The organism is Guptibacillus spartinae (genome assembly GCF_028610625.1).
Taxonomy (GTDB): Bacteria; Bacillota; Bacilli; order Bacillales; family Guptibacillaceae; genus Guptibacillus; species Guptibacillus spartinae.
Genome location: NZ_JAQQWU010000002.1, coordinates 119611 through 134366, shown reverse-complemented (window position 1 = coordinate 134366; position 14756 = coordinate 119611). Strand labels below are relative to the sequence as shown.

General features: G+C 39.4%; 23 protein-coding genes and 1 tRNA gene. 20 read left to right on the top strand and 4 right to left on the bottom strand.

What is annotated here, in order from left to right; translation table 11 throughout:
- The 6 genes from PQ511_RS04595 (at position 1) to PQ511_RS04570 (ending at position 4623) form a co-directional block, all read left to right on the top strand.
- Positions 1-762 carry a thiazole synthase gene (locus tag PQ511_RS04595; protein ID WP_273850753.1) on the top strand — a complete coding sequence of 254 codons (762 nt, stop codon included), beginning with the start codon at positions 1-3 and terminating at the stop codon, positions 760-762.
- A gap of 15 nt (positions 763-777) precedes the next feature.
- Positions 778-1872 carry a glycine oxidase ThiO gene (gene thiO / locus PQ511_RS04590; RefSeq protein WP_337957739.1) on the top strand — a complete coding sequence of 365 codons (1095 nt, stop codon included), beginning with the start codon at positions 778-780 and terminating at the stop codon, positions 1870-1872.
- 13 nt (positions 1873-1885) lie between these two features.
- Complete coding sequence (thiD, locus tag PQ511_RS04585; protein ID WP_273850752.1) at positions 1886-2698, top strand: bifunctional hydroxymethylpyrimidine kinase/phosphomethylpyrimidine kinase; 813 nt, start codon at positions 1886-1888, stop codon at positions 2696-2698.
- A gap of 147 nt (positions 2699-2845) precedes the next feature.
- Positions 2846-3541: an ABC transporter ATP-binding protein gene (locus PQ511_RS04580; RefSeq protein WP_273850751.1), complete on the top strand. Its 696-nt coding sequence runs from the start codon at positions 2846-2848 to the stop codon at positions 3539-3541.
- 3 nt (positions 3542-3544) lie between these two features.
- A complete protein-coding gene (locus PQ511_RS04575; RefSeq protein WP_273850750.1) occupies positions 3545-4300 on the top strand; it encodes an ABC transporter permease in 756 nt (251 codons plus the stop codon).
- Between the two features lie 17 nt (positions 4301-4317).
- Positions 4318-4623, top strand: coding sequence for an MTH1187 family thiamine-binding protein (locus PQ511_RS04570; protein WP_226656950.1), 306 nt, complete (start codon positions 4318-4320; stop codon positions 4621-4623).
- 78 nt (positions 4624-4701) lie between these two features.
- Here the strand turns inward: PQ511_RS04570 and PQ511_RS04565 are convergent, their stop codons facing one another.
- Complete coding sequence (locus PQ511_RS04565; RefSeq protein ID WP_224591960.1) at positions 4702-4887, bottom strand: DUF2759 domain-containing protein; 186 nt, start codon at positions 4885-4887, stop codon at positions 4702-4704.
- A gap of 146 nt (positions 4888-5033) precedes the next feature.
- Positions 5034-5519 carry a hypothetical protein gene (locus tag PQ511_RS04560; RefSeq protein WP_273850749.1) on the bottom strand — a complete coding sequence of 162 codons (486 nt, stop codon included), beginning with the start codon at positions 5517-5519 and terminating at the stop codon, positions 5034-5036.
- A 67-nt stretch (positions 5520-5586) separates the two neighbouring features.
- Between PQ511_RS04560 and PQ511_RS04555 the strand changes: the two genes are divergently transcribed.
- Positions 5587-6228 (top strand): MBL fold metallo-hydrolase, encoded by a 642-nt coding sequence (locus PQ511_RS04555; RefSeq protein ID WP_273850748.1) that lies wholly within the window; start codon positions 5587-5589, stop codon positions 6226-6228.
- A gap of 3 nt (positions 6229-6231) precedes the next feature.
- Positions 6232-7305, top strand: coding sequence for an SAM-dependent methyltransferase (locus PQ511_RS04550; RefSeq protein WP_273850747.1), 1074 nt, complete (start codon positions 6232-6234; stop codon positions 7303-7305).
- A 39-nt stretch (positions 7306-7344) separates the two neighbouring features.
- Here the strand turns inward: PQ511_RS04550 and PQ511_RS04545 are convergent, their stop codons facing one another.
- Positions 7345-7590, bottom strand: a complete 246-nt coding sequence (locus tag PQ511_RS04545) for a DUF2626 domain-containing protein (protein ID WP_224591974.1) — start codon at positions 7588-7590, stop codon at positions 7345-7347.
- A 247-nt stretch (positions 7591-7837) separates the two neighbouring features.
- Between PQ511_RS04545 and PQ511_RS04540 the strand changes: the two genes are divergently transcribed.
- Positions 7838-8221 carry a Spx/MgsR family RNA polymerase-binding regulatory protein gene (locus tag PQ511_RS04540; protein WP_273850746.1) on the top strand — a complete coding sequence of 128 codons (384 nt, stop codon included), beginning with the start codon at positions 7838-7840 and terminating at the stop codon, positions 8219-8221.
- On the opposite strand, the gene PQ511_RS04535 is transcribed toward PQ511_RS04540, so the two are convergent.
- A tRNA-Gln gene (locus tag PQ511_RS04535) sits at positions 8222-8293 on the bottom strand.
- 240 nt (positions 8294-8533) lie between these two features.
- Here PQ511_RS04535 and PQ511_RS04530 point away from each other — a divergent pair.
- The 11 genes from PQ511_RS04530 to PQ511_RS04480 all read left to right on the top strand — a co-directional run bounded on the left by PQ511_RS04530 (position 8534) and on the right by PQ511_RS04480 (position 14747).
- Complete coding sequence (locus PQ511_RS04530) at positions 8534-8728, top strand: hypothetical protein (protein WP_273850745.1); 195 nt, start codon at positions 8534-8536, stop codon at positions 8726-8728.
- Positions 8709-9023: a YbjQ family protein gene (locus PQ511_RS04525; RefSeq protein WP_273851131.1), complete on the top strand. Its 315-nt coding sequence runs from the start codon at positions 8709-8711 to the stop codon at positions 9021-9023. The genes PQ511_RS04530 and PQ511_RS04525 overlap by 20 nt, the downstream gene beginning before the upstream one ends.
- Before the next feature lie 49 nt (positions 9024-9072).
- Positions 9073-9909 carry an alpha/beta fold hydrolase gene (locus PQ511_RS04520; RefSeq protein WP_273850744.1) on the top strand — a complete coding sequence of 279 codons (837 nt, stop codon included), beginning with the start codon at positions 9073-9075 and terminating at the stop codon, positions 9907-9909.
- Between the two features lie 108 nt (positions 9910-10017).
- Positions 10018-11100 (top strand): competence type IV pilus ATPase ComGA, encoded by a 1083-nt coding sequence (gene comGA, locus PQ511_RS04515; RefSeq protein ID WP_273850743.1) that lies wholly within the window; start codon positions 10018-10020, stop codon positions 11098-11100.
- Positions 11075-12103 carry a competence type IV pilus assembly protein ComGB gene (gene comGB / locus PQ511_RS04510; RefSeq protein WP_273850742.1) on the top strand — a complete coding sequence of 343 codons (1029 nt, stop codon included), beginning with the start codon at positions 11075-11077 and terminating at the stop codon, positions 12101-12103. The genes comGA and comGB overlap by 26 nt, the downstream gene beginning before the upstream one ends.
- A gap of 15 nt (positions 12104-12118) precedes the next feature.
- On the top strand, positions 12119-12454 hold the full coding sequence (gene comGC / locus PQ511_RS04505; protein ID WP_273851130.1) for a competence type IV pilus major pilin ComGC: 336 nt from the start codon (positions 12119-12121) through the stop codon (positions 12452-12454).
- Complete coding sequence (gene comGD, locus PQ511_RS04500) at positions 12451-12903, top strand: competence type IV pilus minor pilin ComGD (protein ID WP_273850741.1); 453 nt, start codon at positions 12451-12453, stop codon at positions 12901-12903. The genes comGC and comGD overlap by 4 nt, the downstream gene beginning before the upstream one ends.
- Before the next feature lie 296 nt (positions 12904-13199).
- Positions 13200-13613 (top strand): competence type IV pilus minor pilin ComGF, encoded by a 414-nt coding sequence (comGF, locus tag PQ511_RS04495; RefSeq protein WP_273850740.1) that lies wholly within the window; start codon positions 13200-13202, stop codon positions 13611-13613.
- Positions 13573-13992 carry a competence type IV pilus minor pilin ComGG gene (gene comGG / locus PQ511_RS04490; RefSeq protein ID WP_273850739.1) on the top strand — a complete coding sequence of 140 codons (420 nt, stop codon included), beginning with the start codon at positions 13573-13575 and terminating at the stop codon, positions 13990-13992. The genes comGF and comGG overlap by 41 nt, the downstream gene beginning before the upstream one ends.
- A 2-nt stretch (positions 13993-13994) precedes the next feature.
- Positions 13995-14492 carry a shikimate kinase gene (locus PQ511_RS04485; RefSeq protein ID WP_273850738.1) on the top strand — a complete coding sequence of 166 codons (498 nt, stop codon included), beginning with the start codon at positions 13995-13997 and terminating at the stop codon, positions 14490-14492.
- 57 nt (positions 14493-14549) lie between these two features.
- The gene (locus tag PQ511_RS04480) at positions 14550-14747 is read left to right on the top strand and encodes a YqzE family protein (RefSeq protein WP_273850737.1); all 198 of its coding nucleotides are present in this window, start codon (positions 14550-14552) and stop codon (positions 14745-14747) included.
- Positions 14748-14756 lie beyond the last annotated feature (9 nt).

Genomic DNA, 14756 nt, shown 5'->3' with positions numbered 1-14756 from the left:
ATGATGAATGCACTCACCATAGCTGGAAAACAATTATCATCAAGGCTTTTTCTCGGCACAGGAAGATACCCGAATCCCTATATTCAAAATAAGGCAATTGAGGCTTCGGAAGCTGAAGTGCTGACATTCGCAATTCGAAGAGTAAATCTTTCAGCGCCAGACGAAGATGCTATTCTTCAACATATTGAAAAGCCTTTTCAATATTTACCGAATACTTCGGGGGCAACATCAGCTGAAGAAGCGATTCGAATCGCTCGTTTAGCAAAAGCCTCTGGACTAAGTGATTGGATCAAGATCGAAGTGAGCCAGGATGAAAAAATGCTCATTCCTGATCCAATCGAAACACTGAAAGCCACGGAAATCTTAGCGGAGGAAGGGTTTATTGTGTTGCCGTACACATCAGATGATCCTGCCATTTGTTATCGATTACAGGAAGCTGGTGCTGCGGCAGTTATGCCAGGTGGGTCTCCCATTGGAACAGGTCTAGGCATTTTAAATCCTTATAATATTGAACGGATAACGGAGAAGCTTACAGTGCCAGTAATTGTAGATGCTGGCCTAGGAAGTGCTGCTGATGTTACACAAGCCATGGAACTCGGCGCAGATGGAGTATTGTTAAATACAGCGATAGCCAAAGCTAGAAATCCAGTCATGATGGCAGAAGCCGTTAAATATGCGATCCATGCAGGAAGATTGTCATATATGGCGGGACGAATCCCTAAAAAGAAGTATGCGACGGCTAGTAGTCCAGTTCAAAACTAGTGAAGGAGGGGCATCATGGCCAGAATTACAATTATTGGCGGCGGGGTGATTGGTTTATCCATTGCGTTTGAATGTCGTAAGAGAGGGCACGAGATTACTGTAGTAGAAGCGCAGCGATGTGGTGGACAGGCTTCTGGTGCAGCTGCAGGTATGCTTGCGCCTTATTCAGAAATTGAAGAAGACCCAGATGACTTCTTCAGACTATGTCAAAGAAGTTTACAACTTTTTCCTGAATGGCAAGAAGAAGTGAAACAACATTCAGAGATTGATTTTGAGTATAACGAAAGTGGTAGTTTGTACTGCATTTATCATGAAGCCGATCGACTTTCCCTTGAAACAAAGCAAGCGTGGCAACAGAAGTTTCATGTTAAATCGAAGCTCTTAACAGCAGAAGAAGTGAGAGAAAAAGAACCAGAACTGTCGGAAAACGTAGTTGCGGCATTATGGTGTCCAGAAGAGGCACATATCTATGCCCCTGGCTATGTGGCTGCGCTTTTACAAGCGTGCCGAAGTTTAGGTGTACGCGTCGTTGAAAATGCTGGAGAGGCGAAACTTGAGAATGGGGATGTGGTGACGAAGAATGAACGAATCGAGAGTGATGAGGTCGTCCTTGCAGCAGGAGCATGGTCAATGTATTGGGAAAACGAACTTGGCTGTACATTACCTATCTTTCCAATTCGTGGACAAATTTGTGCCTATGAGGCGCCGACTTTAAATCACATTATTTTTACAAGTCAGGGTTACCTGGTTGCGAAAGCGAATGGGTCCGTAGTCGCTGGCGCTTCAGAGGATATAGCTGATTTCGATACAAACGTAACAATGCATGGAATTGGCCGCTTAGAAAAGTGGAGTAAGAAAGTGATGCCAGTTCTTGAAAAAATGGAACCTTTTCATAAATGGGCTGGTTTAAGACCAGCTACGCAGGATGGTTTCCCGCTAATTGGAAGAGTAGTGGAGAAAACAGGAATTATTTTGGCGACTGGACACTATCGAAATGGTATTTTGCTAAGTCCAATTACGGCTAAAATTGTTGCTGATGAAATCGATCAGATTCCCCAGCGAATCGAGATTGGCCAGTTTAATCCTAATCGATTTCAGTCTATTCAATAAGGAGAGGTTATTAATGTATAAAGCGCTAACGATTGCTGGTTCAGATAGTGGAGGGGGAGCTGGTATACAAGCTGATTTAAAAACATTTCAAGAACGCAATGTGTATGGCATGAGTGCAATTACAGCGCTTACGGCTCAGAATACACTTGGGGTCCATCATGTATACCCCCAATCGACCGAAGCTGTGCAGACGCAGCTTGATGCTGTCCTTTCCGATATTGGAACGGACGCTGCTAAGACAGGTATGCTTTTTTCGAGCGAAATTATTCTTACGGTTTCGAATAAAATAAAAGAATATCACGTTTCAAATCTTGTCATTGATCCTGTGATGATTGCTAAGGGTGGGGCATCCCTTCTACAAAAAGATGCGATATTAGCAATGAAGGAAAAGCTCCTTCCACTTGGGACTGTCATTACACCGAATCTTCCTGAAGCAGCCGAGCTACTAAAGTGTGGAACCATTACTTCTGTGAAGGAAATGGAGGAAGCAGCGAAAGCTCTACACGGAAGTGGGGCAAAGGCTGTTCTGATAAAAGGAGGTCATATGACGGGTGAACGCTCAATCGACGTTCTGTACGTAAATAATCGCTTTTATCATTATGAATCAAAGCGTATTGAGACGAAACATACACATGGCACAGGTTGTACATTTTCCGCTTGTATTGCAGCTGAGCTTGCAAAGGGGAACTCTATCCCAGAAGCAATATCTTTTGCGAAAGATTTTATTACAACTGCGATTACACACGCTACTCCGATAGGAAAAGGAATTGGACCTACGAACCATGCTGCTTTTCGTACAAAGCAGACGCCGATTATGAAACCTTAACCCTGCCTTTGCAGGGTTTTTTTGTGTGAAAAAGTTTGCTTTTCGAATGAGTAGGGGAAAAATACATAGACTAAGCAATGGACTTCGAGAATGATGTGAAATGTTTAGGGTAAAGCAATCCGATTGATTGATAAGAAAGGAAGTTCAATGAAAAAACTAATCGAAGTAGATCATGTATCTAATGAACGGGTTAGCAATGTTCACTTTTCATTAATGGAAGGAAGTTTAACGACAATCATCGGACCTTCAGGTGCTGGTAAGAGTAGTTTGTTACTTCTGCTAAATAGACTAGAAGATCCGGATAAGGGAGAAATCCACTTTAAAGGGAAAAAAATTAGTGATTTTCCTATTTCTGAGCTGCGTCGAAACATTGGTATGGTGTTTCAGCAGGCTCATTTATTTGATGGAACTGTAGAAGAGAATCTAAAATTTGGACCTTCGCTTCGAAAAAAATGGGAGCAAAATGACGGTGTGAAATTATTGGAAAAAGTGCAGTTATCTGAAGAGTTTTTAACGAAAGAAGTAGAAAATTTATCTGGTGGTGAACAGCAGCGAGTGGCATTTGCAAGAACACTTGCTAATAATCCTGAGGTATTATTATTAGACGAAGTAACGAGTGCACTTGATATGCGGACGGTGGAGTTAATGGAAGAATTGCTACATAAGCTCGTGAAAGAAGAAGGGAAGACGATTTTAATGATTACACATGATCTTAAGCAAGCAAAAAGACTCGGAAGCTATACCCTTTTTATGAATGAGGGGAAGGTTGAAGAGCAAGGCGAAACCGCGAGTTTATTTCAACACCCGAAAACTGCTGCCTTAAAGCACTTTTTTGAAGGATAAGTTATGACAAATATATCGAACCTTTCTTTGCTTACAATGATTTTATTTGTCATGATTCCTGTATCACTATCTTATTTGTTCTCACTAGGGATTGGGAAGTCAGCTATCTGGTCTTCTATACGAGGCGTTGTTCAACTGTTTTTGATAGGATATGTTCTCACATTTCTGTTTTCAATGCCAGATTGGCAAGGAGTAGGGTTGTGGGTAGCTGTTATGCTTGTTATTGCTTCTCTTCAAGCAGCAAAGAGAGGGAAGGGAATTCCGTACGCTTTTCTCCTGTCGCTTTCATCGCTTATTTTAATCGAAGTGTTTGTTTTGTCTCTCTGGATCCTATTTAATATTATTCCGTTTCAATCTGAACAGGTCATTCCGATGAGTGGAATGATTATTGGTAATAGCATGGTTGCAACCGGTCTTGCGTTTGAAAGAATGAAGAATGAATTTCACGATAGTAAAGGAAAAATTCTTGCTGCACTGTCACTTGGAGCGAATGCTTCACAGGCTTCCCAAATGATTATTAGGAAAACGATTCGCGCTGCAATGATTCCAAACGTGGATTCTTTAAAGACAATCGGTCTTGTGCAATTACCTGGGATGATGACCGGATTAATCCTTGGAGGGGCTTCGCCTATTGAAGCCATTCGCTATCAGATCGTGATTTCAATTAGTATCTTTTCATCTGTCTCCATCTGTGCGATGATTATTTCGTTAGTAACGTATCGGTTTTTCTTTAATCGAAAAATGCAGTTACTTGAATGAAAGGGAGGCAATAAATAGTGGCAATTGTAGATGTTACCGTCATACCAATTGGAACAGAAACACCAAGTGTTAGTAAGTATGTAGCCGATGTACAGGAGATTCTTGAATCCTTTTCTGATCGCATTACCTATCGTTTAACACCTATGAGTACTCTTATTGAAGGAGATATTTCTGATCTTCTTGATGTCGTTAAAGCGATCCATGAGGCGCCTTTTCAAGCTGGCATCGAGCGTGTAGCTACTAATTTACGAATTGATGACCGACGAGATAAAAAGGTAAGAATGGATGATAAACTCGAATCAGTTAAAAGACATTTAAAATAAATGTCCGTGTAATGAACGTATTTAGAGGGTCAATTCCAAAAGACGGAATATAAAAAAACAGCCAAAATGGCTGTTTTTTTAGTGGCCTCCGCCGCCACCAGAACCGAAAAGAATATCGATCATTGTAGCAACAGTAAAGGCGCCGAATACAAGTACTGTTAATCCCGCAAAGGCAAGGCCCATAAAGTTCTTTTCGCGAAGAGATCGAAAAACGCCCCAAACGCAAAATAAAGTAACGATTGCAAAAATAACTGCTAATCCCATTTGGAATACCTCCCTATCCATGCACTCTTTATCAGTATACCCGTAAAATGGCTGTTGCATGGTTGAATCGTAAATTTTTTAAACTTTCTGGTATGTACAATAAGTCCTTTCTTATTTTAACCGTTTTCTTTTCGTTTGTCGAGGTGTTATTCGCTCCAAAATGTAAGTTCAACGTTGTATGCTCGAGCGATCCCTTCCATTAATTCAATGTGCATTCGATCAATAAAAAAAAGATTTTCATCCTTGCAAATAAGATGTTCTTCCATTTGAAGAAGAGCCATTTCCCTCTGCTGGTTTTCTCCTTTTTGAATCATAAAGGAAGCAACCATTTCTTTGTAAAGATAGGGTTCATTATTTTGAGAAATAAATCCGTAATCTGCAAATGAGGTCTTTAATTCCGAAGATTGAGATAGGTAAACTAGTGGGTAAAAACCCTCAAGTACACCTTTCGATTGATAATAGTTCTGAAGCGCGTTTGCTTCTTCTTCAGTAGATAGGATGACTAGCTGTTTATCTCGATCCAACACTTTAGCTAATTCAGCTGTTTTCTTGACTAGTTGGGCAATAAAACCAGGGAGTTTATCAACAGGTGGTTTCATTTCAACGCCAAACACAATATTCAGTTGAAACATCTCCTTTTAATCCATCTTTTGTTTAGTGTAGAATAAGAAACATAATCTTTCAATGGAGGCGAACGTAATGAAGTGGAAACAAATGGCTGTCGGACCTGTGCAGGCAAATGCTGGAATTATATGGAACGAAAGTAAAGATGCCCTTCTCATTGATCCTGGTGCTGAAGGCGGGAGGATTAAGAGGAAAGTCGAGAGCCTTGAATTAAAACCATTGGCCATTCTGTTAACGCACGCTCATTTTGATCATATTGGAGCCGTGGATTTATTAAGGGAAACTTATAAGATACCGGTTTATGTGCATACATACGAATCCAACTGGCTTTCAGACCCATCTTTAAATGGATCGAAGCTTTTCCCTGTTGTCGAAAACATTTCAGGCAAGTCTGCTGATCACCTCTTTGAGGGCGAAGGGGATATGAAAATTGGATCATTCGAATTTAAAGTACTCGAGACGCCGGGGCATTCACCAGGTAGCGTATCGTTTTATTTCAAGAATGCGAATATTGTCTTTTCAGGTGACGCGCTTTTTGCAGGGAGTATAGGAAGAACAGATCTTCCGGGTGGAAATCATAAACAATTGCTAAAGAGCATACATGATCGCCTTATGATACTTCCAGAACATACAATTGTGGCATCTGGACATGGACCAACTACAACAATTGAAGCTGAGATGACTGAAAACCCATTTCTGAATGGCTTTTCTTTATAAAAAATGTCATTAAAAAATGTCATCCTTAGTGAAATTGAGTGTAGCTCTGAAGCGTTTATTACCTTTGAGCGGTTTATGACCCTTTCTCTTTATCATCCACTTCTTGGCTATTATCAGAAGGATGTACCCAAAGTTGGTAGAAGAGGTGATTTCTTTACCTCAACCAGTGTTCATGACGTTTATTCGCGCGTAATGGCCAGAGTCCTCATAAATGAGATACAGAGCAACGAGTATGCTCCGGTCATTGTTGATGCGGGTTCAGGTGATGGAAAATTCATTTCTTCCTTTCTTGATGAAGTAAAATTTCTGGACCATCAATTTTATGAAAAGTTACGTTATTTTGTATTGGAGTCCAGTCCATATCATCAGCAATTAATTACAAACCGTACAAAGCGACATCCTGTAAAAATCTATCCTTCGCTGTCTTCAATTAAAAAAGTGCTGCCGAAATTAAATGGCATCCTTTTCTCAAATGAACTGCTAGATGCGTTTCCTGTTCGTGTCATTGAAAAACAACAGGAACTTGTTGAAGTGTGTGTTGGCTTGGATGAGTGTAACTGTTTTACAGAGGTGTACATTCCCTGTACAGACCCTGCCATTAAGAATTGGATGCTTCGTCACGAGCTTCAACTGAGTGATGGTCAGCGAATTGAAATCCCCCTTGCAATGGGGAAATGGTTGGATGAAATTGGAGCCTGGTTAGCTAATGGGAAGGTTGTTACAGTAGATTACGGTTATACAAACGAAGAGTGGAAATCCCCTGAACGAAGAAGAGGGAGCCTGAGGGGATATAGAAATCATCAATTGATTGAGAACGTCTTACAGTTCCCTGGGGAAATGGATATAACCACTCATGTTCACATTGATGCAATTAAAAAAATAGGTCTGAGTCACGGAATGAAGTGGGTAAACTGTATGCCTCAAGGGGAGTTTCTTTTAAAAGAAGGATTGCTTGGATTTCTTCAGCAAACGAATCCTAGTAACCCCTTTTCCGAAGGATACAAACAAAATCGGGCAATAAGGTGGCTTGCAGAGTCAAATCAATTTCTCGTCATGATACAAGAAAAGCGCCAATGAAAAAAGACGATGTGTAAGCATCGTCTTTTTTCATTCCAATTAATGACCACCTGATCCAGGCGTCATCATGAACACTGACCAGTAGGAAAAACCGACCATAAACAAAGTTAAGTATACACCAAAAATATACAAATAAGTACGTTCTGTTAAGTTTAAATAACTTAACGCTAAAAACATGCCGGCCTGGCCAAGGAACAGCAATCCCAATACAGGCATCTCACCAATAAAGCCCATAAGTGAGAAAATACCAGTCCAGAAAGCTAAAACTCGGTACATTCTAGGCATAAAAGTTCCTCCCTTGCTCGTTCATTCCCCATACATAACGTATTATATATGAGTTCTTGTGGAAAAGTAAATGCTAGTCTCATGGCAAAATAATGACTTTCCTTATTTACCCTGAAAAGGGTTCCAATTTATTATCCCAAATCGTTCACAAAAATACAAATCTTTTTCTTGTACAATATTTGTTTAACTGTTGTATAATGTGGGTAAAGTTAGTTATCAACGGAAAACGAATCGGGGAGGATTTAAATTGGAAGATAAATTATTGTTTTATACGTACCCAAGTTGCACATCTTGCAGAAAAACAAAAGCATGGTTAAAAGAGAATGGTGTTGATTTTGAAGAGCGCCATTTATTTAAAGATACGCCTTCAATTGATGAGTTGAAAGAAATTATTACATTATCTACTGATGGTATTGAAGAAATTCTTGCAAGAAGAAGTAGCTCGTTCAAGAAACTAGATGTTGAAATTGACGATCTTACTCTTAGTGAAATGCTTGAGCTCATGCATAACGAACCAAAGCTATTAAGAAGACCAATTGTTACAAATGGAAAGAAATTAATTGTTGGTTATAACAAGTCAGGATTACAAAATCTGAAACAACGTAAAAAGAAACTTGCCGTTGTTTCTTAACTGGGCTAGCTGGATTCGAACCAACGCATGACGGAATCAAAATCCGTTGCCTTACCGCTTGGCTATAGCCCACTAAATTCTTGCACTAGTAGTATGAGCGACGCCTTAAGAATTTATACTTATTTTTCAAAGAAGGATGGAATGTCCAGTCATTTAGGTGAATAAGATAACATCATAATCTATGTCACAGCGATATGCGGAAAAGGTTTCTGCGTATCGCTTTTTTTTATTGCGTAAATTGTTAAAAATAGGTGGGGGGATTTGTTCTAATTACGTTATTCTATTGAAGTGAGGAAGTAGGTGATAAGCACATTGAAATTTATTCTGTTGATCGGAGCATCTATTTTTCAAGCGTTGATTGTTATCATGTTTTTTATTAAACCTTTCTGGGTACCTTTCGTGATAATTGGATACGCGCTTTCACTTGGTTGTTTGATTTATTTATTAATAAAGGATCGAAGAAAAATAGAGAAGGAGGAACAAAATGATGATGATCGTCACTACTGATTACGTAGCCAACAAAAACATAAAAGTAGTCATTGGATATGTTAGAGGAAGTACTGTTCAATCGAAGCATGTCGGGAAGGATATTCTTGCAAGTCTTCGGACAATTGTCGGTGGGGAAATTACTGAATATACAGAAATGATGACAGAAGCCAGACAGAGGGCAATAGCGAGAATGGTAAAAGATGCTGAAGATAAGGGAGCAAATGCCATTGTAGGTTTTAGATTGCAATCTTCAGCCGTTATGGCAAGTGCGTCAGAAATTATCGCTTATGGTACTGCAGTTGTCATTGAGTAGTATATCAGCATTTAAGCTTTAACTATATTAGGGATGGAGGCGAATAAGAATGTGGGAACAACTTTTTGTCCAAACAGAGCGAGGTAGGTTTGAGATTTTTGTAAAAGGAAATGGCCCACCGCTATGTGTGACCCACCTATACTCTGAATTTAATGAAAGCGGTGACTATTTCGCCGATGTTTTCACAAAAGACTATACCGTGTATTTAGTAAATTTAAAAGGATCGGGTAACTCTGATTCTGTCAGCTTTCCTTACGAATTCTTCATGTTTGAAACAGTATTTGATCTTGAGAGTATACGTGAAGCACTTGAAATTAAAAGATGGATATTTGCGGGCCATTCAACAGGAGGAATGCTTGGCTGCCTTTATGGTATTCATGCATCCAATTCCCTCGTCGCTCTGTTGATTGTAGGGGCTGCTGCGAGGGAATATGCAACATCTTCTTCCGCTTGTATCTATCATTATAGGCATCCTCAGTATGAGTTGATGCAAAACTATATTGAACGGTTAAAAGACCCTTATCTCGAGCAAAACAAACGGCGAAAAATTGTTGAGGAGCGGACAAAACTTTCTCTCTATCAACCAGATCACTATAGGTCTTTTTTTTCAAAATCAATACATAAAAAGATGGCAGCAGCTCGAATGAATTTTTTTGCAAGAGAAATATTGCAATTTGATGTAACAAAACAGTTGCATCTCGTGAACACACCTACTTTCATTGCGTGTGGGCGATATGATGTGCAATGTCCCCTTCCTTTTTCTGAAGAAATGGCCAATTTTATTCCTCATGCACAATTAGTTATTTTTGAAGAAAGCAATCATTATCCCTTTCTTGAAGAAAATCAGCTGTTTAAAGAAAGCATAAAGAAGTTTCTAGAAAATTAATGGATTGTTTAAAAAATGATTTTCAAAGAAGGATTTACCAGAAACCTGGCGAATCCTTTTCTTTACGATTTTATAAATCGTGAAATTTGACGAAAGGAAGGTGTGTTTTTGCTAAATATAGAAGAAAAGGGCAAAGACATTATTAAACAAGCGATGGAGGTAGGGGCATCAGATGTTCATTTTCATCCTAAAGAGAAAGGAGCATCCATTCAATTTCGCGTCGATAACCGATTATACGATGCATTATGGTTGCCAATGGTCGTTGCTGAAAAGGTGTTGTCGCACTTTAAATTTCTGAGCGGTATGGACATTGGTGAAAAACGTCGTCCACAAAATGGTGCCATGGATATGATTCTTTACCCAAGGAAACTTCATCTCCGTCTCTCTACAATCCCAACGCCCTACCACGAAAGTCTCGTTATTCGCATTTTGCCCCAAGACGAAACCCACTCATTTAAAGAACTTTTTCTTTTTCCCTCAATTGCAAACCGACTTCTTCAAATTGTTAGCTGTAACAGCGGTTTATTTATGATTACAGGTCCTACTGGATCAGGTAAAACGACAACGATGTACTCCTTACTTCAAACGTTAAGCGTAAAGCGCCATCGACGTGTTCTCACGATCGAAGATCCAATTGAAAAGAGAAATCCAGATTTTATTCAAATGGAAGTTAATGAAAAAGCTGGGCTTTCTTATTATGAAGGTTTTAAAGCCAGTTTAAGGCATGACCCTGATATTCTTGTGGTGGGTGAGATACGCGATAAACAAACGGCTCAACTCGCCATACGAGCTAGTATGACAGGCCATTTGGTTGTTTCCACTCTTCATACGGGTAGTACTTTGGAATGTATTCCGAGATTACTGGAGTTCGGGATCCCTCTTCATAACATCACCCAGACGCTAAGAGGGGTTGCAACTCAGCGGTTAGTACCTTTAAAGTGTCCTTACTGTGATGTATGTTCTCTTGAATGTCTTAAAAGGAGAACTCGTAGAAAGCTCGCTGTGGTCGAAATCCTCGCTGGTCTCCATCTTCAGAAAGCCCTCGATTACCCTGAACTTTTAACCATACCGGGTCAATCAACTATCAAAGACTATATTCTTAGAGCCTATGCACTAGGCTATATTCAGAAGGAAACCGTTGAGAAGGAGTTGGGATTATTTAACCGTGAGACGATCCAAATGGAAGCTTGATCGAAAGGCAGATTTTCTTTCACGAATAGGGAAGATGCTTGAAGAGGGGTATACGCTCTCGAAATGTCTGGAAGTTTATGCTTTATATCAGAATGATCATATCAGGACAAATATTGAAATGATTATTGTAAGGCTAAAAGGAGGGGATTCCTTTCATGACGTTCTAGCTGATTTTCAGTTTCCAGTTGATATCTTGTCTTACTTGTATATGTCTGAACAGCGGGATTTCGCTACAGGTATATCTGCATCTGGACAATTAATGAAGACGAGAAGTGAATGGCAAAAACGCTTGCGTAGTACCCTTGCTTACCCGATCTTTTTGTTTTGGATGACAGCCATCATGTTGTTTGTAGTAGGAAAATACCTATTGCCACAATTTAACGCTTTATATAAGACCCTCGATGTTCCTCTCCCTTTTATTTCGAGATTCTTCATGGAACTTGTTCGCTTTATGCCTGCTATTGTGATCGGTTGTGCTGGGCTTTCCATTGCGATTTATCTTTCAACTGTAGTTAAAAACAAAAAAACGTCTGCGGTACAGAAAATGCTGATTTTTAGTAAAATTCCCTTCGTCCGCCTCTTTGTCCCTCTCTACCTCACTCATCATACTTCACTTCACTTAGGTCTCTTACTTCAAAGTGGTCTTTCTATTGCGGAGGCTTTTTCGCTATTAACAAAGCAGTCTCATTTCATTTTCTTTCAAGAAGAAGCGAAACGTGTATCGCTATCGTTAATGCGTGGAGAGAAGTTGGAAATTTTGTTTGATCAAACAAGTTTATATGTTCCTGAGTTCAAAGAAATTTTAATGCATGGGCAGGTAAGTGGCAATCTTGGAAAAGAGCTTATTTTGTATGGGGAGGTGGTCGGTGAACGATTTGAAGAACTCGTGAAAAAAGGGTTTATGATTTTGCAACCTATTAGTTTTGTCGGAGTTGGGCTTGTTGTTATGTTGATGTTTATGTCCATTCTTATGCCGATGTTTTATTATTTGCAAAATATTTAAGGGGGAATTGGTTTGATGAAATTAAGAAAGTGGTTGCGCATGCTTAAACAAGAAAAAGGGTTTACACTTATTGAAATGATGATTGTGATTATGATTATTTCGGTACTTCTTTTAATTGCTGTGCCTGGACTAACGAAAAATAACGATGTAGTTGAAGAAAAAAGTTGTGAGGCAACGATTAAAGTGGCTCAAACTCAAGTAGCGGCATACAAAGCAAACGAAAATAAACTTCCTGCTTCGATTGATGACCTAGTAGCAGGCGATTATCTTGACATGGAAGAAACGACATGCCCCGGAGGAGAGACGTTAACGATTACTGATGGGAAAGTAGCATTAGCTACTAGTGAATGAAACAATTTCATTATTGCTTAAATTCACTCGGCTATACCCTTATTGAAATGATGATGGTTCTTTCTATTTTATCCCTTCTTTTAACTCTGGTTTTTCTCCATATTACACCTACGCAAAATGCTTCTTCCACAAAACATTTCCTTGAAGATATCCAATCAGATCTCAGGTATACGCAGGAACTAGCTTATGTAAATGGTTCATCTTATCGTTTCTCCATTTCACCAAGTAAAGGAATTTATAGCATTCAAAGTACTGCATCCTCGATTGTAAAAACAACTAAAATTCCAAAACACATCACGATTGATGAGGGAACGATGGGGTATCAAATTGTTTTTGGCGGGAATGGAAATGTTCAAAAAGCAGGAACACTTTATATGAAGACGGGTAAGGAGGAATACAAGCTTGTTGTACAGGTGGGGGCAGGGCGTTTCTATATTAAAAAGTTGTAATGGGTATTCCTTGCTTGATGCTTTAATAGCCCTTTCAATTTTAACAGTTTTATCTTCTAGTGTATTACCCATATACACGCACCTTTATGAAGAAAGAATGGCAATTCTTAAGCGAAAGCATGCTGTTATCCTTCTTGATAACTGTTGGAATGATCTCGTTCTAAATCGGGGTATACCACCAAGAGAAAAGATAGTGGAAGGCGTGTCTTTCTCAATTATGGAAACCCCAACTGAGTTATGCATCTCTTATAAGGAGCAGAACAAGAATGATAACCTGATCTGCAGAAGCTTGCCCCATGAAGAATGAAAAAGGGCTAACCTTACTTGAGCTAATGCTTACATTGACGATCCTATTGTCTATTATTTGGGTGATACCTTTATTAATGAGCGCAGCGCTCCATGATGCAGGGGCAGACTTTCAACAGGAGGAAGCTAGCTTGTTCTTTCACTTGTTTTCGAAAGAAGTTAGAGAAGCGGCCAATGTAGCGCATAGTAGAGGGAGTGTAGATGTAACAAAAAAAGATGGAACAATGGTTAAGTATGAAATGTATGGTTCTTCTATTCGCAGGCGTGTCAATAACACCGGTCATGAAATTGTGTTACAAGAAGTTCGGGGATTTGTGGTCGAAATTACAGGCAGTAAAGTCATGATCGAGGTGGAATTGAATAATGGAAAAAAGGAAAAGCAGGTTTGTTTTCAAATGTCTTGAGCCGTTGAATGAGCAGGGATATATGACTGCCATGATGATGCTAATCAGTACACTTCTGCTTGGGTTCGTTTTTCATTTATGGCAATTAACAGCAAACGAACGGGCATTTCTAGACCGTGAAGAGGAACAGTTCAAAAAGCAGTCCTTGCTCGTGCTAGGAATGAAAGATACAATTTCATATATACAGAAAGCAGGTGCAAAAACGACTGAGAAAACATTTAATTATGAAGAAGGCACGGTTCGTGCTGCCATTCAGTCTTCTCCCTCAGAAATTGTTCACATAACATTAAGTGGCACAACGCGAAATGAAACGCATATTTTTGCGGTGATCCAATACAATCAAACATTGCATGAAGTCGTAGAATGGAGTGAAGGATAAACATGAAAGCAATTTACTTAACAGGATTCATGGGTTCAGGTAAAACAACCGTCGCTGAAGCGTTATCGAAAGAGTTAGGTGTCCCTGCTATTGATACGGATGAGCATATTGCAAAAATGCAGGACAAAACCATTTCAGCTATTTTTGATGAGGAGGGCGAAAAAGCATTTCGAGCTTATGAAACCGCATCTCTTGAAAATCTACCGTGTAAAAATATTATTATTAGCACAGGTGGGGGAATTGTCTTAAACGAAAAAAATCGTTCTTATATGAAACAGAATGGGACATTAATTTATTTACATTGTGAACCTGACGAAATTGTGAAACGATTAGAAGATGATACGACAAGGCCAATTCTTGCTGGAGGTAACAAACAGAATAAAGTGAAGACGATCTTTGCTGAGCGACTGCCCTTATACCGTGAAGCGGAATACGAAATCGAAACGACGAATCGTACAGTGAAAGACATTGTTGCCGACATTTGTAGCATAATTGGTTAAAACATATCATAATTGGGCACCCTTTATGAAGAAGTCCATTATAAAAGGGTGATCAGAATGTCATCAAATGATCTTGTGAAATATATGACACAACAAGTTATCTCATATATCGATCAGCCAAAAGAAGAAAGACAGCAGCAGCGCGCTGTAAAAAAGGCAAAGAAGCAACCATTTTTGTTTCGGTGGTTTGGGATCATTCCAATGTCAGTATCCATGTTCATGAAGAAAAAGAAACGTGAAAGCTCGGACAGTTGAGTCCGAGCT

Bases quoted from the DNA above. Each gene is read 5' to 3' on its own strand.
- PQ511_RS04525 (WP_273851131.1), top strand. From the start codon at position 8,709: ATGATGATCGTCACTACTGATTACGTAGCCAACAAAAACATAAAAGTA.
- PQ511_RS04480 (WP_273850737.1), top strand. From the start codon at position 14,550: ATGTCATCAAATGATCTTGTGAAATATATGACACAACAAGTTATCTCA.
- PQ511_RS04485 (WP_273850738.1), top strand. From the start codon at position 13,995: ATGAAAGCAATTTACTTAACAGGATTCATGGGTTCAGGTAAAACAACC.
- comGC (WP_273851130.1), top strand. From the start codon at position 12,119: ATGAAATTAAGAAAGTGGTTGCGCATGCTTAAACAAGAAAAAGGGTTT.
- PQ511_RS04550 (WP_273850747.1), top strand. From the start codon at position 6,232: ATGTCATTAAAAAATGTCATCCTTAGTGAAATTGAGTGTAGCTCTGAA.
- thiD (WP_273850752.1), top strand. From the start codon at position 1,886: ATGTATAAAGCGCTAACGATTGCTGGTTCAGATAGTGGAGGGGGAGCT.
- comGG (WP_273850739.1), top strand. From the start codon at position 13,573: ATGGAAAAAAGGAAAAGCAGGTTTGTTTTCAAATGTCTTGAGCCGTTG.
- PQ511_RS04520 (WP_273850744.1), top strand. From the start codon at position 9,073: ATGTGGGAACAACTTTTTGTCCAAACAGAGCGAGGTAGGTTTGAGATT.
- PQ511_RS04565 (WP_224591960.1), bottom strand. From the start codon at position 4,887: ATGGGATTAGCAGTTATTTTTGCAATCGTTACTTTATTTTGCGTTTGG.
- PQ511_RS04595 (WP_273850753.1), top strand. From the start codon at position 1: ATGATGAATGCACTCACCATAGCTGGAAAACAATTATCATCAAGGCTT.
- PQ511_RS04560 (WP_273850749.1), bottom strand. From the start codon at position 5,519: ATGTTTCAACTGAATATTGTGTTTGGCGTTGAAATGAAACCACCTGTT.
- PQ511_RS04575 (WP_273850750.1), top strand. From the start codon at position 3,545: ATGACAAATATATCGAACCTTTCTTTGCTTACAATGATTTTATTTGTC.
- PQ511_RS04545 (WP_224591974.1), bottom strand. From the start codon at position 7,590: ATGCCTAGAATGTACCGAGTTTTAGCTTTCTGGACTGGTATTTTCTCA.
- thiO (WP_337957739.1), top strand. From the start codon at position 778: ATGGCCAGAATTACAATTATTGGCGGCGGGGTGATTGGTTTATCCATT.
- PQ511_RS04555 (WP_273850748.1), top strand. From the start codon at position 5,587: ATGAAGTGGAAACAAATGGCTGTCGGACCTGTGCAGGCAAATGCTGGA.
- comGD (WP_273850741.1), top strand. From the start codon at position 12,451: ATGAAACAATTTCATTATTGCTTAAATTCACTCGGCTATACCCTTATT.
- PQ511_RS04580 (WP_273850751.1), top strand. From the start codon at position 2,846: ATGAAAAAACTAATCGAAGTAGATCATGTATCTAATGAACGGGTTAGC.
- comGF (WP_273850740.1), top strand. From the start codon at position 13,200: ATGAAGAATGAAAAAGGGCTAACCTTACTTGAGCTAATGCTTACATTG.